18 protein-coding genes and 1 pseudogene are annotated in these 20348 nt (G+C 56.9%); 12 read left to right on the top strand and 7 right to left on the bottom strand.

Features of this window, described 5'->3' with window-relative positions:
* Window positions 1-28 precede the first annotated feature (28 nt).
* From AC3FKH_RS30500 to AC3FKH_RS30520, 5 genes and pseudogenes are all read right to left on the bottom strand, one after another.
* Window positions 29-311 (bottom strand): annotated as a pseudogene (locus AC3FKH_RS30500) (quinone oxidoreductase); the annotation flags it as partial.
* A gap of 315 nt (window positions 312-626) precedes the next feature.
* Window positions 627-1790 carry a porin gene (locus AC3FKH_RS30505; protein WP_488679419.1) on the bottom strand — a complete coding sequence of 388 codons (1164 nt, stop codon included), beginning with the start codon at window positions 1788-1790 and terminating at the stop codon, window positions 627-629.
* A 342-nt stretch (window positions 1791-2132) separates the two neighbouring features.
* Complete coding sequence (kce, locus tag AC3FKH_RS30510) at window positions 2133-3065, bottom strand: 3,5-dioxohexanoate:acetyl-CoA acetone transferase (RefSeq protein ID WP_488679420.1); 933 nt, start codon at window positions 3063-3065, stop codon at window positions 2133-2135.
* 25 nt (window positions 3066-3090) lie between these two features.
* Window positions 3091-4257: an acyl-CoA dehydrogenase family protein gene (locus AC3FKH_RS30515; protein WP_488679421.1), complete on the bottom strand. Its 1167-nt coding sequence runs from the start codon at window positions 4255-4257 to the stop codon at window positions 3091-3093.
* Window positions 4258-4371: 114 nt separating this feature from the next.
* Complete coding sequence (locus tag AC3FKH_RS30520) at window positions 4372-5394, bottom strand: NADP-dependent oxidoreductase (RefSeq protein ID WP_488679422.1); 1023 nt, start codon at window positions 5392-5394, stop codon at window positions 4372-4374.
* A gap of 356 nt (window positions 5395-5750) precedes the next feature.
* Between AC3FKH_RS30520 and AC3FKH_RS30525 the strand changes: the two genes are divergently transcribed.
* The 6 genes from AC3FKH_RS30525 to AC3FKH_RS30550 all read left to right on the top strand — a co-directional run bounded on the left by AC3FKH_RS30525 (window position 5751) and on the right by AC3FKH_RS30550 (window position 11178).
* Window positions 5751-6209 carry a MaoC family dehydratase gene (locus AC3FKH_RS30525; protein WP_488679423.1) on the top strand — a complete coding sequence of 153 codons (459 nt, stop codon included), beginning with the start codon at window positions 5751-5753 and terminating at the stop codon, window positions 6207-6209.
* Window positions 6210-6295: 86 nt separating this feature from the next.
* Window positions 6296-7492 carry a CaiB/BaiF CoA transferase family protein gene (locus tag AC3FKH_RS30530; protein ID WP_488679424.1) on the top strand — a complete coding sequence of 399 codons (1197 nt, stop codon included), beginning with the start codon at window positions 6296-6298 and terminating at the stop codon, window positions 7490-7492.
* Window positions 7493-7585: 93 nt separating this feature from the next.
* A complete protein-coding gene (locus AC3FKH_RS30535; RefSeq protein WP_488679425.1) occupies window positions 7586-8362 on the top strand; it encodes an enoyl-CoA hydratase/isomerase family protein in 777 nt (258 codons plus the stop codon).
* Window positions 8363-8390: 28 nt separating this feature from the next.
* On the top strand, window positions 8391-9257 hold the full coding sequence (locus AC3FKH_RS30540; protein ID WP_488679426.1) for an HpcH/HpaI aldolase/citrate lyase family protein: 867 nt from the start codon (window positions 8391-8393) through the stop codon (window positions 9255-9257).
* A 47-nt stretch (window positions 9258-9304) separates the two neighbouring features.
* A complete protein-coding gene (locus AC3FKH_RS30545; protein WP_488679427.1) occupies window positions 9305-10282 on the top strand; it encodes a Bug family tripartite tricarboxylate transporter substrate binding protein in 978 nt (325 codons plus the stop codon).
* 242 nt (window positions 10283-10524) lie between these two features.
* Window positions 10525-11178, top strand: coding sequence for a MarR family winged helix-turn-helix transcriptional regulator (locus AC3FKH_RS30550; RefSeq protein WP_488679428.1), 654 nt, complete (start codon window positions 10525-10527; stop codon window positions 11176-11178).
* Between the two features lie 91 nt (window positions 11179-11269).
* Here the strand turns inward: AC3FKH_RS30550 and AC3FKH_RS30555 are convergent, their stop codons facing one another.
* Complete coding sequence (locus tag AC3FKH_RS30555) at window positions 11270-11617, bottom strand: hypothetical protein (protein WP_488679429.1); 348 nt, start codon at window positions 11615-11617, stop codon at window positions 11270-11272.
* 191 nt (window positions 11618-11808) lie between these two features.
* The gene (locus AC3FKH_RS30560) at window positions 11809-12720 is read right to left on the bottom strand and encodes a LysR family transcriptional regulator (protein WP_488679431.1); all 912 of its coding nucleotides are present in this window, start codon (window positions 12718-12720) and stop codon (window positions 11809-11811) included.
* 92 nt (window positions 12721-12812) lie between these two features.
* On the opposite strand from AC3FKH_RS30560, the gene AC3FKH_RS30565 reads away from it, so the two are divergent.
* The 6 genes from AC3FKH_RS30565 to AC3FKH_RS30590 all read left to right on the top strand — a co-directional run bounded on the left by AC3FKH_RS30565 (window position 12813) and on the right by AC3FKH_RS30590 (window position 20256).
* Window positions 12813-14051 carry a CaiB/BaiF CoA transferase family protein gene (locus AC3FKH_RS30565; RefSeq protein WP_488679433.1) on the top strand — a complete coding sequence of 413 codons (1239 nt, stop codon included), beginning with the start codon at window positions 12813-12815 and terminating at the stop codon, window positions 14049-14051.
* Window positions 14052-14093: 42 nt separating this feature from the next.
* Window positions 14094-15542 carry an NAD-dependent succinate-semialdehyde dehydrogenase gene (locus tag AC3FKH_RS30570; protein WP_488679434.1) on the top strand — a complete coding sequence of 483 codons (1449 nt, stop codon included), beginning with the start codon at window positions 14094-14096 and terminating at the stop codon, window positions 15540-15542.
* A gap of 66 nt (window positions 15543-15608) precedes the next feature.
* A complete protein-coding gene (locus tag AC3FKH_RS30575) occupies window positions 15609-16856 on the top strand; it encodes an ABC transporter substrate-binding protein (RefSeq protein ID WP_488679435.1) in 1248 nt (415 codons plus the stop codon).
* Window positions 16857-16867: 11 nt separating this feature from the next.
* A complete protein-coding gene (locus AC3FKH_RS30580; RefSeq protein WP_488679436.1) occupies window positions 16868-17629 on the top strand; it encodes an ABC transporter ATP-binding protein in 762 nt (253 codons plus the stop codon).
* Window positions 17616-18332 (top strand): ABC transporter ATP-binding protein, encoded by a 717-nt coding sequence (locus tag AC3FKH_RS30585; protein ID WP_488679437.1) that lies wholly within the window; start codon window positions 17616-17618, stop codon window positions 18330-18332. The genes AC3FKH_RS30580 and AC3FKH_RS30585 overlap by 14 nt, the downstream gene beginning before the upstream one ends.
* Before the next feature lie 4 nt (window positions 18333-18336).
* On the top strand, window positions 18337-20256 hold the full coding sequence (locus AC3FKH_RS30590) for an ABC transporter permease (protein ID WP_488679438.1): 1920 nt from the start codon (window positions 18337-18339) through the stop codon (window positions 20254-20256).
* Window positions 20257-20348 lie beyond the last annotated feature (92 nt).

Genomic DNA, 20348 nt, shown 5'->3' on the forward strand with positions numbered 1-20348 from the left:
CATCCGCAAGTTCCGCCGCGCGGAGCGTGCAGGCAATGAGGCCCACGCCGTCCGCCGCAGCGTAATAGAGGATGGTCTCACTGCCCTGGAGCGGGTAGACCTGTCGGAGCAGGTTTTGCGCCGTCATGCCCTTCATCATGAGCGTAGACGCGGGCTGGTCCGAGACGCCATCAGGCAGCGGAATCAGCACCTCAGCCGGCACGACCCGGGCGTCCGAGTACGCGCCCTGGGGGCCGAGCAGATAGCCCACACCCGCGCGAATATTGGTTACGACCCTCGACCTCGACCACACCCACTGCGTCAGAGTCCCTCTGATTTCGTACGCTTTCTGATAGTTGATGAAAGTCAACGTCGGGGAACCTAGATGCTCGGCATTCGTGAGACTACGTCGAAGTGGGACAAATCGCAGTTGCTTCGCAGAGGTGCGTAACGCCCCACCGGAAGTTGCTTAGCATTTGCTGAGCGCGGCTCGCATGAATGACGATTTTCAACACAAGTCACGGTGCCTGACGAAATCAGCCTCCATTCTTTCGTACACTCATTCAAGACACCCGCCGGCGATTCGCCGGCCGGGTGGCGGCCTTTCCATTAGCTTTTCACGCAGGGCAGGCGCACGAAATATGCATTCAGAACTTGTGGCGGATACCCACGGCAGCGCCGAACATTGAGCTCTGACCATTGCCCAACGCGTAGCTGTTGCCACTGGCAAGGCTGGTTGCGAACGTGGTAGCCAGAGACTCCATCGTGAGGCCGGCGTTCTTCGCGTAGGCCGTGGTCAGGTACACATCGGTACGCTTGGAGAAGGCATAGTTCGCCATGAAGGCGATCTGCCACGGGTTGGCGACGTGTGTGTCACCGAACAGGCTCTTGATATTGTCGTAGTTATATTCGAGTGTCAGCCCGATGGCCGGGGTAACCTGATAGTTGGCACCGATCCAGTAGAAATCATCACGCTGAATCAGTACGTCCGCTGCGTTCTTTTGCTGGCCCCAACGATAGCCGCCCATGATCTTGGCCGAGCCATACGTATAGCTAGCGGCGACCGCAGCCTTCTTGATGGCGCCGTTGCCGGTACCAATAGTCGGATTCCATTGGTCGTAACCAATGGTCGCACCGAACGGGCCGGCACCGTAAGCCACGGCCGCACCGTAACCCGTATCGCGCCGGAACGCGCCCGGGACTTCACCGTTGCCCCCGATCGGCGTTGCCACACCAACCGTAGCCGGCAAGGCTACGCCAGTCCCGAACGACCAGTGGGCTCCTGCGGTGATCGGACCAAACGTGCCGGTGTACTTGATGGTGTTGTCCTCGCGGTAGTTCGGACCTTGCTGCAGTACGACAGGCTCGTATTGGGTTGAATAGGCAGTAGGGGAGAAGTTGGCCAGAGCGTCGAACATCGAAACGTACTGGCGGCCGAAAGTGAACTGCCCAACGCTACTACTTTGCAGACCCACGAAGGACTGGCGACCAAATAGGCGGCCACTCTGCTGGAGGCCGCCGCTGTCGCTGCTGAAGCCGCTTTCGAGCACGAACACGGCCTTCAGGCCTCCGCCGAGATCCTCGGTGCCGCGCAAGCCCCAGCGTGATCCGGACAGGCCACCCGCATCCATGCGGGTAACGGATTGGGCCGGGCCGCGATTGAAGTTGTTGGCGGCAACCGGTACTGCGCCAATGTTATTAACGTATTCGATGTTGGCGTCCATCACGCCATAAAGCGTCACGCTCGATTGCGCTTGTGCCGTACCAGCAAACGCGCCCAATGCTCCCAGCGCGATAAGCGAATTTTTCATACTGAAACATCTCCATTAATGAATTGTTATATTGCGACCTATAGAAATTTGTTGGCCGCCATTTCAATCGCCGACTTCAGGATGCCGATAAATAGTGCAACAAACAAACATCATAGCGCTACTCCCAGCACCCCTTTATCTGCCTTTAAAAACATCGTTACCGCATCCATGGAAGTCGCTGAGAGAACGACTTCCAGAGGATGTGGGGGCGACTCGTTATGATCGGGAATAACGTTGGATGCATCCATGGGTAGTACTGTTCGAGCCCACATTCCTTCGCATACGATCACGGCCGGTGGTCTGAGATGAACGAGTCGGAGCGGTGGGTTCATCCACCGTGTACTAAAAGGCGACTTTCTCTGCGCCCTTCAAGGCCAGGATCTCCCTGGCCTCGGAAGGTGTGGCGATCTCTAGCCCGAGTCCCTCCAGAATTTCTCGCACCCTGCGAACCTGTTCTGCATTCGAACGAGCTAACTGACCCGCGCCGATCCAGAGACTGTCTTCCAGACCTACTCGGACGTGACCGCCCATTGAGGCTGCCATGGCCGCCACCGTCATCTGGTTCCTGCCCGCACCAAGCACTGACCACCGGTAGTCCTTGCCAAACAAACGGTCTGCTGTTCGTTTCATATGCATGACGTCTTCCGGGTGAGAGCCGATGCCACCGAGAATGCCAAAGACTGTCTGAAGAAAGAAGGGCGGCTTCACCAGGCCGCGGTCGATGAAGTGGGCAAGGTTATAGAGGTGAGACGTGTCATAGCACTCGAACTCATAGCGGGTGCCAGATGATGAGAGTTCAAGCAGTGCCGTCTCGATATCACCGAAAGTATTGCGAAAGATCAGGTCGCGGCTACCTTCCAAGTAAGACCGTTCCCAGTCGTGCTTAAACTCCTTGAATCGGTTCAACATCGGAAACAATCCGAAGTTCATCGAACCCATGTTGAGCGATGCCACCTCCGGTTGAAAAACGAGCGCGGGCTGGATCCGCTCCTGAACCGACATGTACGGAGAGCCGCCAGTTGTGAGGTTGATTACAGCGTCGCAGCCTTCCTTGATCGGGCCAAGAAAGGGGAGAAATGCCTCCGGTCGTTGATCCGGCTTCCCAGTGATTGGATCCCGAGCGTGCAAGTGAATAATGGCGGCTCCAGCCTCTGCAGCTGCAATCGACGATTCAGCGATCTGCTCGGGGGTCACAGGCAGATGCGTGGACATCGAAGGAGTGTGAATGGCGCCAGTTACAGCACAACTTATAATGACTTTGTTAGGTTTTTTCATACTTGTCTCCTTTTTGTCAGAAATATCAATATGATTTCGGCAAACCTAGAACCTTTTCCGCAATGAAGCAAAGAATCAGTTGAGGTGAAATCGGAGCGATGCGTGGCAACATCGATTCTCGGAAGTAACGCTCCACGTGATACTCCTTCGCATATCCCATGCCACCGTGCGTCAATACCGCTGTTTCACAGGCTTGGAAGCCAGCTTCGGCGCAAAAGAGCTTTGCAGCGTTTGCCTCTGCGCCGCATGGCTTGCCTTGGTCGTATAGCCATGCAGCACGTTGATACAGCAGCGCGGCTGCCTCAAGCTCAACCCATCGCATCGCCAAGGGATGTTGCACGCCCTGATTTTTACCGATGGGACGATCGAATACCACGCGTTCACCGGCATACGACGCAGCTCGTTTCAAGGCAGCCCGTCCAAGGCCCGTCGCTTCAGCTGCGAGCAACACGCGCTCGGGGTTCAGGCCGTGCAAGATATACTCGAAGCCTTTTCCCTCCTCGCCAATTCGATCTTCCACGGGAATCTCGAGTCCATCAATGAACAACTGGTTGGAGTCCACTGCCTTTCGTCCGAGTTTTTCTATCTCTCTGACTTCGATCTTGGTGCGGTCAAGATCGGTGTAAAAGAGGCTAAGTCCCTGAGAGGGGGACGTGACTTCCTCGATTGGGGTGGTTCTTGCGAGCAACATGATCTTGTGGGCAACCTGGGCGGTGGAAATCCAAACCTTCTGCCCATTCACCACGTATCGATCGCCCCTCCGTACGGCCGTCGTTTTGAGCTTGAGCGTGTTTAGACCCGTGTTGGGTTCCGTCACACCGAAGCACGCCTTCGCGCGACCTTCAATGATCGGAGGTAACCACCGCTCCTTTTGCTCCTTATTGCCATGAACGACTACTGGATGAAGTCCGAATACGTTCATGTGGATGGCCGATGCTCCCGACAATCCGGCTCCGGAGGCGGAGACTGTCTCCATCATGAGAGCGGCTTCGCTAATCCCAAGACCCGCACCGCCATACTCGGCTGGCATGGCGATCCCCAGCCAGCCGGCGCCGGCCATGGCGGCGTAGAAGTCTTCGGGGAAACCTCCCTCTCTATCCTTGGCAAGCCAATACTCGTCGTTGAAGGGCTTGCAAACTTCCTCAACAGCGTCGCGAATAGCAACTTGATCTTCAGTGTATGAAAAGTCCAATTCTGTACTCCATTTAGTGTGCTTAAGGGCGTAAATTGCCCTTACCTGCTGAGGAATGTTATTAGATGGTGTATGTTTAAAACCGAAGATTTAATAGTAACAAAGCGATGAAACCTATCTTTGATGAGCAAGGCGAATAATTCGCTTCCCCAAATTCTTTCCGTCATAAAGTTCAGCGATCGACCTGGGGGCATTTTCGATACCGCAGATGATTTCCTCGCGGTACCGCAAGCGGCCGTCTCGAACCCACGAGGCTAGACGCGAAACGGCCTCGTCATATCGATGCTCATAATCCCAAACCAGGAATCCATGCATCGAAGCCGCTTTGTTCAAAAGATGTCGTTCGATACGCGGGGCCGAAGGCCATGGATCCCACGTGGAAACGGAAGCTGTGCCGCAGATAACGATTCGCGCGCCTTTATTGATATGCCCTAGTACCGTATCTGAAATGACACCACTGGTGTTGTCATGGTAGATATCTACTCCATTGGGGCAAGCAGCGATTAATTGCTCTTCAAAATTCGGGTCGCGATAATCAATAGCGGTATCGAAGCCAAATTCCTCTTGACACATTTTGACCTTCGCCTTTCCGCCAGCTATACCAACCGTGCGACATCCCGCCAGCTTGGCAAGCTGCCCTACAGCGGAGCCGACCGATCCGGCCGCCGTAGATACCACTATGGTGTCGCCAGGTCGGGGACGGGCGATCTCAGTAAGCGCAAAGTACGCTGTTATGCCATTAATGCCAAGGACCCCAAGCGAAAGGGATAACGGCAGGTCATCTTCGACGACCTTGCGTCGAATCTGAGTGCTTGTGGCTACGCTGTACTCCTGCCATCCCAGCATGCCCATCACTTTGTCACCCACTGCGTAATCCTTGTGCTTCGAAACAAGGACCTCTCCCGCTGAGAATGCCCGCATGACATCTCCAATCTTAACGGCCTCGGAGTAGTTAGCTGCTGCATTCACCCAGCCTCGCATTGCTGGCTCTACAGACAGGAAATCATTGCGAACCAGGATTTCGCCTTCCGACACTGTTGGAAGGCTTGCCTCCACGATCTCAAAGTGCTCGGGCCGCGGGATGCCATTGGGCCGTGACCGGAGAATGACTTGTCGATTGATTCGGCTCTCAAACATGATGAATTCCACTATTCAAAATGGTCTCTCGCGCACCAGCATCGTGGCGCGGCGCACCTGTGCAGTTCCCGAGGCTTCGTGATAGGCGGCCAATAGATACTCATACATATAGTAGCCTAGCATACGATAGATGTGGCGACTAGTGAGTGCAAAAACGCCACAAAGCTTGGGTGTATCCAGGTTGGACACCCGAGACTTGGCCGGAGCGAAGTGTGCCTTACGGGCCTTTTTTGTCTCCGAAGCAGGACGGAGATAGGGTAAACACCAGTGCGCTTGACGTTGCGCCCAGAACAGCGCCGCTTGCACGAAAGGAATCGTGCATATAGTATGGTAGCGAACTATATGTGGAGACTGAAATGGCAGGTTTGTACTACGAGCAGTTCGAAGTCGGGCAACTGTTTCGGCATGAGATTCGCCGCACGGTTACGGATGCAGACAATGTGCTCTTCAGCGCTATGACGCACAATCCTGCAGCCATTCATCTGGACGCGGAGTATTCAAAGGGAACAGAGTTTGGCAAGCCGTTGATGAACAGCGTGTTCACGCTCGGACTAATGGTAGGGATCTCTGTTGGCGATACCACGCTGGGTACGACAGTTGGTAACCTCGGGTGGGATGAAGTGCGCTTTCCGCGGCCGGTGTTTGCTGGAGATACTCTTCACGCCGAAACCAAAGTACTTTCAAAGAGAGAGAGCAAGTCTCGACCTGAAAACGGTATTGTTGTCTTTCAGCACACGGCCTTCAATCAGCGTGATGAGGTTGTCGCCACTTGCATGAGGTCAGCCCTGATGTATCGCCTTCCTTCCGCGCAATGAAACGACGAGCTAGCGGTCTGGGAGAACTAAAGAGTTCAATTTCGAGGCGTGGTTGGGATTGGTAATAGTGCAGGGGAGTGAAGAGAATGGACGCACTGAAAGGAATGCGGGTTGTTGACTTTTCTAAAGTTCTGGCAGGACCGCTTTGTACGCAGTATCTCGCCGACATGGGGGCCGAGGTCATTAAGGTGGAGCCTCCTCGAGGAGACGATACTCGCCACTGGCCGCCGTTTCACGATGGCACTGGTACGGTGTTCCTGAGCGCAAATCGTAGCAAGCAAAGCATCGTTCTTGATCTGAAATCCCCCTTGGGAAATGAAGCCGCACAGCGACTCATCGATACCGCTGACATCGTTGTAGAGAGTTATGGGCCCGGCGTGGCGCGACGTCTTGGGATCGACTACGAAACGGTGGCAAGGAGACGACCGAACATCGTCTACTGCAGCATATCTGGCTTTGGAAGCCAGGGGCCCCTTCGCAGCGGGAAAGGCTATGACGTCGTCCTCCAGGCGTTCAGTGGGATGATGTCGATAACTGGAGAGAGTGGAGGAGCCACCGTAAGAAGTCCGATTTCCCCGATCGATCAGGCTACCGGTATGCACGCGACGATAGGTATCCTTGCCGGTGTTGCCAAGCGTTTCCAGACGGGGGAAGGAACTCATGTTGAGGCGGCCCTGTTCGATACATCGCTGGCATTTATGGCTTATGTCATGCACAGCTATTGGGCGCGGGGTACAGAACCCGAACGCTGGGGTTCAGCGCATGAATCTCTTTGCCCTTACCAGGTATTCGAGACTAAGGACCGGCCGCTACTCTTGGGCGTGGCAAATGATTCCCTTTGGCGCGCCTTCTGCGATGAGGTGGAGGCTCCAGAATTGGCCGATGACCCCCGCTACCGATCGAATGCGGATCGTGTTCGTCATCGAGAGGAAGTTCTTCAGCAAGTTTCAGCCAGGATCGTCAAAGCCGGGTGTGATGAATGGATGGACCGCTTTTCGCGGGCCGGTATTCCGTGCGCTCCCGTTCTAAGCGTGGGGGAGGCAATCTCACACCCGCACACTCAAGCAAGCGGAATGATCCAACGGCTCGACCCGCAGCATGACTGCGATCTGAACTTCGTGTCCCAACCTTTGCGTTTCGATGGAAACCGCTCAACACCGCTAAGCCCACCTCCTGCCTTGGGAAGTCACACGCGCCAAGTCCTGGCGAGTCTGGGATATTCGGAGGACGAAATCGGACGTTTCGTAACTCCATCGTCTACGGAGGTTGATGGTGTTATCTGACTGCGTTGAAACGCTGTTCAGGAATTCAGCCCATGTGGGCTGAGGAGAAAATTCAAGCGATCAGTCGTTGGTAATGCGTGGGGAGAAGATTGGATGTCCATCGATTTTTCCGTTGATGAAGGGGGTATTGCAACCATTACCATCAATCGACCTGAGCGACGTAACGCACTCGATGCAGAGCATTACGGCTTGCTGTCAAAAGCATGGCGTACCGTGCGCGACGACGAAGCGATTCGTGCTGCCATCATTACAGGTGCTGGTGAGCAGGCATTCTGTGCTGGTGCAGATCTCAGGTCCTTTGTGAGCGGCCGGCCGGATCTTGCCACATTGATGCATACCCAAGCCAATCAACTGCTCAATCGGGGGATCGAGTTGTGGAAGCCTGTAGTGGCGGCGGTGAACGGCTATTGCCTTGGCGGCGGAATGACGCTGCTGCTGTCCACAGACATTCGGGTATGCACGGATGTGGCGAAGTTTGGCTTGAGCGAAGTGCAACGTGGGGTGTTTCCCGCCAATGGCGGCACTCAACGCATCGCTCAACAGTTGCCGCATGCGATTGCCATGGAGATGCTGTTGATCGGCGATATGTTCGATGCTGCCACAGCACATCGTTGGGGTCTGGTGAACCAGGTTGTTTCAATCAGTGAGCTTATGGACACAGCCAAGGACTACGCGCGTCGCTTGGCTGCAAACGCTCCCTTGGCGGTACAGATGGCCAAGGAACTTGCGTTGCGCAGCCGCGATGTCGATCTTGCTACCGGGCTCCGTATGGAGCAGGTCTTTCTCAGGGTTTTGCAAGAGTCTGAGGATGTTCAGGAGGGGACTCGCGCATTTTCGGAACGCAGGACCCCGCAATTCAGAGGACGTTGAGTCCGCTAAAATCTCAATGGAGCGTGTCATGCCTTTAAGATCCCTTTTGTTCGTGCCCGGTGACAGTGAACGGAAACTGGCTAAGGCGGAAAGTGCCGGAGCAGATGCCCTGGTGCTCGACCTTGAAGACTCCGTGGATCCTTCGCGTCTGAATCTTGCGCGCGATATGGTGCGCGAGTATCTGAAGAGCCAGAAGGACGCCGGACCCGCGCTGTGGGTCCGAATCAATCCTTTGAGTTCGAACCTTGCGCTCGGGGACTTAGCTGCGGTGATTCAAGGCATGCCAGCAGGGATATTTCTGCCCAAGGGATGTGGGGCCCGTGATATTTCGCTCTTGGATCACTACTTGAGCGCGCTAGAGGCACGTGAGGGTATTCGTCCTGGATCAATTGGGATACTGCCAGTGTCCACGGAAACTCCGCAAGCACTGTTCGAACTGGGTGGATATAGTGGCTCGAGTGAGCGTTTGCGTGCACTAACATGGGGTGCGGAGGATCTCGCAGCGGCGCTTGGCGCGAGCAGTAACCGCATCGACACCGGCGAGTATGAATTCACGTATCGGATGGCGCGATCCCTGTGTCTCCTAGGAGCAAGTGCGGCCGGCGTTGAGGCAATTGATACAATTTGGGGAAATTTTCGCGACCCGGAAGGATTGCGCCGCGACGCCACAACGGCGCGGCGTGCTGGTTTTTCCGGGAAAATCGCAATTCATCCGGATCAGGTCGCTATCATCAATGAAGCATTCACGCCGGATCCGGTTGAAATTGCGCGTGCACGTCGAATTGTAGAGGCATTTGGTAATGCAGACGGGGTCGGTACATTGCAGCTGGATGGGGAGATGTTAGATCGTCCTCATTTGAAGCAGGCCCAACGAATTTTGGCCAGTATTTACTAATAAATCACCAGTAGAGCACAGATACAATGTGCCGCAAGGAGATATTGATGATGCGTTTCTTATTCAAAACTACTTTCGTTGCAACAAGCGCATTGCTTACGTGCACCGGAAATGTCTTGGCTCAGACAAACTATCCATCCCAACCGGTCAGGATTATTACGGCCTTTGCGGCAGGAACCGCGAGCGATATTGTTGCCAGAATGTTTGCTGAGAAGCTTCAGAAGGCGTTGTCGCAGCCGGTTATTGTCGAGAACAAACCAGGCGCTTCGGGTCAGATTGGTGCGGATTATGTCGCTCGTGCCCAACCCGATGGCTACACGCTTATCCTTGCCACGAATACGACGCATTCATCCAACCCATATTTGTACCGGAAGCTAAGATATGATCCTATCGCGGATTTTACGCCTCTGGTGCAGGTTTGTAATTTTCCATTCGTGCTGGTGGTAAACTCGAAACTTCCGGTGAGGAATGTAGCGGGATTGCTTGAGTACGGAAAAGCCAACCGTGCGACCATTAGCTATGCCTACGGTAATAGCACCGGGCAGATCGCGGCGGCGTCGTTCAACAAGATTACGGGGATGGGCGCAGCGGCAGTTCCATACAAGAGCACGCCGCAGGCAATGACAGACGTTATAGGCGGTCAAGCCGGTTTTATGTTCGTTGATCTGGCCTCGGCCGCGGCCCAGCTTCGTTCCGGCAACTTGAAGGCACTCGCGGTCTCCTCGGAAAAGCGAAGTGCGTTGGCGCCTGATATTCCTACTGTGTCTGAATCGTTAGGTAAGCCTGGCTTCGATCTCGTGGCTTGGGTGGGAATCTTTGGGCCAGCCAAGATGCCGGAACCAGTGCGGCGGCGATTGGCGGATGAGCTATATAAGATCGCTGCGTCGCCCGAAATTCACGAAAAACTTATTAAATTAGGTGCTGAGCCGACACCCGCTCCCGCATCCACTTTCGGCGCATTCGTTGCTAGGCAGAAGGCAGTGTGGGGCGAGAAAGTGCATGAGGCGGGGATACAGCCAGAGTAACTTTGAGGCGCCTTATACGGGGCGCCTGAGTTCTTCCATGATCACGACACGACGCCACGAGAGTTCGGATGCGGTCGGAACACCGATTGTTGGGGCCGGTTTCAATGACGTCAGAGTCGCCAAGCAAGTCATGGCGGTTTGATGCCATTTAGTATGCTGGTATATAATACGGGGTCAGCCAATCTTCGCGCGGGCCGCCCCGCCTGCGCAGTCGGGTCGTCAGACCTAAAGTGGAGTACTGCGTGAAAGCAACTACAAGCAAAGCGTCCGATAGGGCTGCCAGTAATTCCGCGCGCAATACGTCCGCGAAGAAGGAGAAGGGGCATTCGCGTGTGCGTCAATCGGGCGGCGCAGCCTCCGATGTTATTGGAGGTAACGAAGTTAACGCTTCTAAGGCTAGCGATTCCGGAAAGACCATTGAGGGTCATAACTGGGATCAAAAGCTAGGCTTCCTGATGCATGATGTATCAAGGCTTCGACGAACCGTCTTCGATGAGTTCATGAAGCCCTTAGGGATCACGCGTTCTCAGTGGTGGGTCCTGGCGAACTTGTCTCGCCATGATGGCATGATTCAGAGCGACTTGGCGAACGATCTTGAGCTCGGCAAGGCGGCTCTCGGAGGGCTTGTTGATCGGCTGGAGGCGGCGGCGCTCGTGGAACGAAGGTGGGACGAGTTTGACCGGAGAGCTAAGCGTGTGTATCTATCGGGGAAGGGCGTGAAACTGATCTCCGAAATGCGTGTGAAGAGCAATGAGATGAGTGAACTTATGCTTGCTGGTCTCGGCATTCACGATCGGCACGCACTGGCGGGAATGCTTTCACTGATCAAGAACAATCTTTTGTCGCTGAAACAGGACAAGAATGTCGATGGTGCCCAATCCGAGTTCCCTTACTAATTTCCGGGGCATTTGGAAGGAAATACTCGCTATTCGCGCAGAGGAACACTAGTTGCCCTCACCAGAACGATTGCTCTCAAAGCGTTTTCGATCAGCTTTGCCGTTGCGCAGCCATGCTGTACCACGTGCGAGGCATGCGGCGATGTGCAGTCCAAAATAGCACACGCAACGGATAGCCCTCAAGGCCGCTGATGGCTGCGCCGACATCAGGAGGGTCGACCAATACTCCCAACTCAGCAGCGGTCGCATAACCGATGACGCGGTCACGCATTGCCGGTGAGCGCAGATGGTCTTCAAGCAGGACACGTGTCATTTCCCAGCGGTCTTTTTGGTTGATGGCATTGTGCGATGCTACATTAGCTCGTATTTCAACTGCGCGCCTCAGTGCCTTTACTTCCTGCAGAAGATCGTAGAGGGCATCAATTTTGGAAATGATCATTGGAAAAGGAGGGACGGGCGCTGCGCGAAATATAGTATGCATGCATACTATCATGAGATGTCTGATAGTCCAACTCCATCCGGAAGCCAACGCGACAGAGATGTTGGAGCGTTAGCTCGAGACTGATTGGATGGCTTTCGATTCGACATGGAGGGTTGGGATGACGCTGTCCGTAGAGACGGGGGGCGGACTCAGGTCTGCTGCTGTTCCTTGAACAGCATCTCTCGCATTTGCCGCGCGGCGGGGTTTAGCGCGTGATTCTTGCGATGGATGAAGTAGATCGGTCGCGTCATCATCTTCGGACTAATCCGCACGGCAACGGTAGGGAGCAGACTAAACTGCGGGAGCGCCGTCTGTGGAGACAGGCACACGCCGAGGCCCGCGGCAACAAGGCCGGAAAGCGTCGCAAGGGTGCTTACATCAAAACCCGTCTCAACTATGCCGGCCTCCTGGAGTACTTGTCGCGCTCCTTTCAATCCCTTGTTTGTGCGCACTAGCGTGCCGCCAGTACCTTGGATATGCAGAAACTTCACGCCCTGCATCATGCGCGGTGTAATTAATGTCTCCTTGGCCAAAGGGTGATCCGGTGGGCACACCATGTACATGGGCTCCTCGAAAAGCAGCTCTGCGTTAACTTCACGCGGCGTTCCTGGTTGCGAGTTGAGCGCAAAGTCGACCATGTTTTGACGGACCAGTTCCAAGCAACGCGTCGACGACTGGTCATAAAGCTGGAGCCGGACACCGGGGTGCCGTTTCCGGTACAGGCCAAAAATGCGGGGAAGCCACGTCACAGCGAGTGACGGAACGGCCGCCAAGGCGACATATCCCGCCTGCAGCGTGGCCACATCGCGAAGATCTGCCAGAGTCTGATCCAATTCGCTTGTAATGCGGCGAGCGGTTTCAACCAGGCGATGACCTTCAGCAGTCAAGGTCACAGACCGTGAGTCTCGGTTGAACAGCAAGACACCGACGCGATCCTCCAGCTTCGAAATCATTTGGCTTAGCGCTGACTGCGTCATATGGCACTGCTCAGCAGCGACGACGAATTGGCCACTCTCCGCGAGAGTCAGGAAGCTGCGCAGAACATGGTCAGAGAGGTGCATGGCAACAGATGACTTTAAGTATTAGTAAAAGTTAAGGATAGTGAAGAACATTTAATTTTACAAATCATTCCTCTCTTTCCACAATGACGCACATGGATACTTCCGATACCCCCGATATGTCGAAGGCGTTACTGGCCGGTGTGCGTGTGCTCGATCTCTCCAGGGTGCTGGCGGGACCTCTGTGCACGCAGTACATGGGCGACATGGGCGCTGATGTAATCAAAGTGGAAACGCCAGGGTTGGGTGACGATACCCGCTCTTGGCCGGAGTTTCGTGTGGCACCGGACGGTCGACGAGCTTCGGGACCATTCCTAAGCGCAAATCGCAACAAGCGCAGCCTCGCGATCGACCTGAAGAGTGATGAAGGCCGTGCTCTTGTGCACCGTTTGGCCCAAGAGTCGGACGTCGTTGTCGAGAGCTTTGCGCCCGGCGTTGCGGCCCGGCTGCAGGTCGATGCGCAGACCCTGAGAACTCAAAACCCTCGGTTGATCCATTGCAGCATCTCAGGCTTCGGCTCGGTCGGGCCTATGCGACACGGGAAGGGCTACGATCTCATTCTGCAAGCCTTCAGCGGCATGCTGTCAATCACCGGTGAGGCCGACAGCCCACCGATGCGGAGTCCCTTTTCGCCAGTTGACCAAGGCACAGGTATGCATGCACTGATCGGCATCCTGGCGGCCTTGAACCGGCGCGACCGTACCGGCGAGGGTTGCACGGTCGAAGCCTCACTCTTCGATACCTCGGCGGCATTCCTCGCCTATTTTCTGCAGAACTACTGGGAGAGCGGTTGCGAGCCCAGGAAGGCCGGCGTGGGCCACGCTTCTCTCTGTCCCTATGGAGTTTTCGACACGGCCGACGGTCCGCTGATTCTGGGCATTGCCAACGACACCCTCTGGCGCAAATTCTGCGCCCTTGCCGGCCTGGAGAGCCGCTACGCGCTCAATGAACTAGGCACCAACGAAGCGCGCGTTAGGCAGAGGGCGGAGACTGAGGCCCTGGTGAGTGTCACGCTGCGCCGGCGCGGACGCGAGTTCTGGGTGTCCCTGCTCGATGACGCCGGCATTCCATGTTCGCCCGTCAATACCTTGGGCGAGATGTCAGCCCATCCGCATACGGAGGCTTCAGGCATGGTGCTGCATTACGACCACCACCATTTCGGCCCGCTTAAGGGCGTGGCACAACCACTGCGCTTCGACGGCGAGCGGTCCCCGCAAAGGCGCATCCCGCCGCTTTGCGGGGAGCACACGATGGACATCCTGCGCGAGATCGGATGCACCGACAACGACATTCGTGCGCTGATGGAAAAGGGTGTGGCCTTCCAGCAAGCCTGACCTGAAACCCGGCCCCCCAATAGAAAAAACTGGAGACAAGTGATGAGTTCCAATCGAGACGGGGTCTACCCTGCGCCCCAGCAGTTTATTGACGGCTGCTGGCGCACAGGCGGCGATGGCGTTGTCGGTGCAGTGGTTAACCCGGCAACCGAAAGTATGCTGGCCGAGGTGCCGCGTGCCAGCAAGCAGGACCTGGACGACGCGCTTGCCGCCGCGGCCCGTTCATTCGAAGTGTGGCGCCACACGCCGGCGCAGGAACGTGCGGCAGTGCTGAGGCGTGCCGCGGCCCTGCTGCGCGAGCGCATGACAGCGATCGCGCTTCGCATGACGTTAGAGCAGGGCAAGACCCTGCGTGAGTCGCAGCTGGAGGTGGAGCTCAGCGCTGAGACCTTCGAATGGTACGCGGCCGAAGGGTTGCGGGCCAATGGACGGATGATGCCCGCGCGCGTTCGCGGTACACGGCAAATGGTATTGCCGCAGCCTCTGGGTCCGGTGGCGGCCTTTACCCCATGGAACTTCCCGGCTCTGCTGCCGGCCCGCAAGATTGCCCCCGCGCTTGCGGCCGGCTGCACGATGGTAATGAAGCCGTCGGAGGAGACGCCTTCGTCCGCGCTGGCCTTGGCTGAAGCACTGGCCGATGCGGGCCTCCCCAAAGGGGTTCTCAACATGGTGCTGGGTGTGCCTGCCGAGGTGTCGTCGTACCTCATTGCTTCGCCCGTCATTCGGAAGGTCACGTTCACGGGGTCCACTGCAGTCGGTCGATTGCTTGCGCACTTGGCCGCCGAGAGCGCCAAGCCCTGTACGCTGGAACTGGGAGGACATGCACCAGTCCTCATTTTCGACGACGCAGACCTGGAGCGCACTGTGGCCACATGCGTAGTCGGCAAGACTCGGAATGCGGGGCAAGTCTGTACCTCACCCACGCGCTTCTTAGTTCAGGAAGGCATTTACGACAGGTTCATTGGTGCGTTCGCAAGGGAGCTCGATCGCTTGGTAGTCGGAGACGGGACCTTCGAACAAAGCCAAATGGGTCCGTTAGTGAACCGGCGCCGGCTGCAGGCAGTCGGCGAGCTCGTCGGCGAAGCCGCGCGCGCAGGTGGCAGCATAGCGGCCGGTGGTATGCCCGTGGGCGGTCGCGGCTGCTTCTTCCGGCCCACACTGCTGGTGGATACACCAGCGGATGCACGTGTGATGCAGGTCGAGCCCTTCGGGCCAGTGGCCCTGGCAAGTGCCTTCAGCACGCTAGAGGACGGCCTGAAACGCGCCAATGACAATCCATATGGCCTCGCTGCATACGCCTTCACTCGATCAGCGGAGATTGCGATGGCAGTGAGCGAGAGGCTGGAGGCAGGCGGCATTGGTATCAACTCGTTTGCCGTGTCGCACGTCGAAGCCCCGTTTGGCGGTGTGAAAGATAGCGGTTACGGCCACGAAGGCGGCTCTGAAGGGCTAGAGGCGTTCATGCATCAGAAATACGTTCACCACGCCTAAGGCGAGAACGCTTGCACGACCGGTGGCGCTACTGGACGCCCCGGCGCACACATAAAGGAGACAGAAATGACTAGGGATACATTCAACACCGAACCCAAAGCTGGAAGCAGGCGCCGCCTGATGGCTGTTGGCGTGCTTCTCGCCGGCTTCGCACTTGCCACAACCGGGGTAGCTGCACAAGGAACAGTCGCGCCGCTAAAAATTGGCGTTCTCAACGACATGTCTGGCTTGGTTGTTGACTTGGCCGGACCTGGCTCGGTGGTTGCCGCAAAGCTTGCGATTGAGGATTTCGGCGGCAAGGTGCTCGGACGCCCAATCGAGCTCGTCGAGGGAGACCACCTCAACAAGCCCGATACCGGCCTGACTATTGCCAGGAAGTGGTACGACGACGGTGTACGCGCGATCTTCGACATCGGCATCACCAGCGTGGCCCTGGGCGTGCAAGACCTCGCTCGCGAGAAGAACCGGATCGTAGTATATGGCAGCTCTGCCAGCTCTGACCTTACGGGGAAGAACTGCTCGCCCAACGGTATCCACTGGACGTACAACACCTATGTCCAGTCGCTTGGAGCGGTAAAGGGTGGGCTCGCCGCGGGTGGAAAGACCTGGTATTTCATTACCGTGGACTACAGCTATGGCAAGAACGTGCAGCGCGACGCCACTGCCATTATCGAGCAGGGGGGAGGAAAAGTCATCGGCTCCACTACCCACCCATTTAGTGCTTCCGATTTCTCCTCGCAACTGTTGCAGGCGCAGGCCTCAAAGGCCGATGTCATCGCGCTGGCCACCACAACTGCGCACGCAGCAGCGATGATCAAGCAGGCCGACGAGTTCGGTTTGCGCGCAAAAGGCCAGAAGCTCGCACCGCTGAGCCTGGTGCTCAATGATGTGAAGGCGCTTGGTCTGCGCCCGGCACAGGATCTACTGGTCACAGAGGCCTATTACTGGGACCAGAACGACGAGACGCGAAAGTTCGCCAGCCGCTACAAGCAGCGCATGAACCGCATGCCGAACATGATTCAGGCGAGTATGTATGGCGCGGTCATGCACTATCTGAAGGCTGTTGCTGCGGCCGGCACGGACGACACGGCGACGGTGCTAGCCAAGATGAAGAGCACACCGATCAACGACTTCATGACACAGAACGGGTCCATCCGTGAGGATGGCCGCGTGCTGCGTGACTTCTACATCTTCCGGGTAAAGAAGCCCTCGGAGTCGAAGAGCGAATGGGACATCTACACGCAGATCGCTAAGGTGCCGGCGAGCCAGGCGTTCGAGCCGGCGGATCGGAAAGCATGTCCTCTCGTCAAGTGATGGGATAGGCGATGACCGACTACATCATTGAGGCACGCGGGCTTGCCAAGCAGTTTTCCGGCTATCACGCTGTCCGGCAGGTCAATCTGCAGGTCCGCCGCGGCAGCATCCACGCTTTGATTGGCCCTAATGGCGCTGGCAAGACAACCTGCTTCAACCTGCTGACAAAGGCGTTGGAGCCCAGCGGTGGCAGCATTCACTTCGATGGTCATGACATCACGCGGCTCTCACCGGCTCGTGTCGCCTTGATGGGCATGGTGAGAAGCTTCCAGATCTCGGCGATCTTCCCAACGTTGACCGTGAAGGACAACGTGCGTGTAGCCCTGCAGAGGCGGCACGGCAGGTCGATGTACTTCTGGCAGTCGGACCGCCGGCTTGCGGTTTTGGACGATCGTGCGCTAAGTCTGCTGGAGGACGTCGGCCTGGCTTCGCTGGCCGACAGCGTCGCCGGGGACCTGCCTTATGGCCGCAAGCGGGCGCTCGAGATCGCCACGACGTTGGCGATGGATCCGCAGATGCTACTGCTTGATGAGCCGACGGCTGGTATGGGAGTCGAGGATGTTCTTGCGACCGCGGCACTGATTCGGCGTGTCGCGGCTGGCCGCACCGTACTGATGGTCGAACATAATCTGGGGGTCGTGGCCGACCTGGCCGACCGCATCACCGTGCTGGCCGAAGGTCAGGTGCTGGCGGAGGGCACTTATCCCGAGGTGTCCCAAGACGAGCGCGTGCGCTCTGCCTATATCGGAAAAAGAGCCCATGTCCACGTCTGAAACTCAGCTGGCCTTACGTGTTCACGAGTTGCACGGTCACTATGGCCCTTCACATGTTCTGCACGGCATGGCGTTCGATGTGCCGCGCGGCGAGATCGTAACGCTGCTAGGCCGCAACGGTGCTGGCAAGACGACCACGATGAGAGCCCTCATCGGTTTGCTGCGCCAACGTACTGGCAGTGTGCAAGTCAATGGTACCGAGACGATCAACCGGATGCCGGAGAAAATTGCGCCGCTGGGCATCGCCTACTGCCCCGAGGAGCGCGGGATCTTTGCGTCGCTGAACGTGCAAGAGAATCTGCTACTGCCGCCCGTGCTTTGCCCTGGCGGGCTGTCGTTGCAGGAGGTGCATGCGTTGTTTCCACGCTTAGCTGAGCGCGCGCGCAGCCCAGGCACCAAGCTTTCTGGCGGTGAACAACAGATGCTTGCAATCGCTCGGATCCTGCGCACCGGCGCGCGCCTGCTCCTGCTCGACGAACCCACGGAGGGATTGGCCCCAGTCATCGTGGAGCACATCGGGAACGTGCTGCGCGAGCTTAGGCGGCGTGGGTACACCATCTTGTTGGTCGAGCAAAACCTCGAGTTCGCGATGTCGGTGGCAGACCGTCACTATGTTGTCGAACACGGGCAAGTGGTTGACTCGTTTCTCAATGATTCTCTGCTGGCTGATCGAGACAGCCTGCAGATTTACCTCGGTGTCTGACGCTATGGACCAGATCTTCGGCGTTCCCCTGCAGGCCTTGGCGGGGCAGCTTACGCTGGGCCTGATAAACGGGGCCTTCTACGCAATGCTCAGTCTCGGGCTGACCGTAATTTTTGGCTTGCTGCGGCTCATCAATTTCACGCATGGGGCTCAGTTCACCATCGGGGCGTTCGGTGCATGGATGGCACTGCAGTACTTCCAGATTCCGTATTGGGGTGCGTTAGTTCTAGTGCCGCTGTCTGTCGCAGGCATGGGCATGCTGGCCGAGCGCACGTTGCTTCGGCGGGTCTACGAGATGGATGAGTTGTTCCAGCTACTTCTTACCTTTGGGCTGGCACTGATCGCCGAAGGTCTGCTGTCGGTGTTCTATGGATCATCTGGTTTGCCTTATGACAACCCGATTCCTGGCGGACTCGATACAGGCTTCATGTTCTTACCCTACTATCGAGCGTGGATTATCACTGCCTCGCTGGGGGCATGCTTAGGCACGTGGTTGATGATAGAGCGGACCCGACTTGGCTCCTATCTGCGCGCAGCGACTGAAAGGCCGCAACTGGTGCGCACCTTTGGCATTAACGTACCGCGCATGATTACGCTCACCTATGGGTTCGGTGTAGCGCTTGCGGCCTTGGCGGGGGTGCTAGCCGCACCAATGGACCAAGTCAAGCCAACAATGGGTTCGGGCCTGATTATCACCGTGTTCGCTGTGGTCGTCATCGGCGGAATGGGATCAATCCCCGGCTCGGTTCTCACCGGCTTCGGTCTAGGGGTGCTTGAGGCGCTCACAAAGGTGTACTACCCACCTGCGTCCAGCGTCGTGATTTTTCTCATCATGACCGCGGTAATCCTCTTCAAGCGGGATAGAGAGGCTGGCGTCAACCACAGCGTAAGCATGGTTGGTATGGCGACTACCGGCACAGGGGAAGGGGCACCAAGAGGTGGTGTCCGGCAGGCTAAGACTGTTGCGTTTCTCGGCCTTCTCGCGTTGTTGGCACTTGCACCGTTGGCGGTCTATCCCATCTTCCTGACCAAGCTGTTGTGCTTCGCGCTTTTCGCCTTGGCCTTTAACCTTCTCGTGGGGCAAGCGGGACTACTGTCGTTTGGCCACGCGATGTTCTTTGGTGGTTCTGCGTACGTTACGGCCCATGCGCTCAAAGTGTGGGCACTGCCCACCGAGGTGGCGATCCTTCTAGGCACCGCCGTTGCCGCGCTGATGGGACTGGTGGTAGGGGTAGTGGCGATTCGCCGCCAGGGAATCTACTTCGCCATGATTACACTGGCGCTCGCGCAGTTGTTCTTCTATGCATGCGTGGCAATGCCGGCTACCGGGGGTGAAGACGGCATCTCGGCGGTGCCGCGAGGTGCCTTGTTCTCCGTGATCTCGATTGCTGATGACCGGGTCCTCTACTACGTTGTCCTTGTCTGCTTCATTGCATCTTTCCTGCTGGCTTACCGCATCGCACATTCTCCCTATGGACAAGTACTGCGGGCGATTCGCGACAACGAAGCGCGAGCGGTATCGCTAGGGTATCAGGTCAACCGCTACAAGCTGGTTGCCTTTGTGATGTCGGCTACGTTGGCAGGATTGGCCGGCTCATTAAAGGTGCTGGTGTTCCGCCTTGCCACATTAGTGGATGTGTCCTGGAGCACTTCAGGTGACGTAATTCTGATGGCTCTCATCGGTGGCATCGGTACCGTACTGGGACCGTTGTTTGGCGCGGCCTTCATGCTAACGCTGCAGAACTGGCTGCAGGGTCTTTCACAGTGGATGCCGGTAGTGCAGGGTGCAGTCTTCGTTGTCGCGGTGCTGTTGCTGCCCCGAGGGGTCGCCGGAACCATCGGCGCTCTCCGGATGCCGACGGTCTTGGCAAAATCCGCACGCCGATACTTGAAGCGCTCGACGACGCCCCGCGTTAGCCCATAGCCGTTGCATTGTTATTCGGTCTTCTCGACGAGGCCAACACACCCGTCGAGTTGATCGTGTCGTCCCCCCCGTGTCGATTTTGAACGCGGCCG

The sequence above is a fragment of the Cupriavidus sp. 21MJTG02-4 genome, from assembly GCF_057798975.1.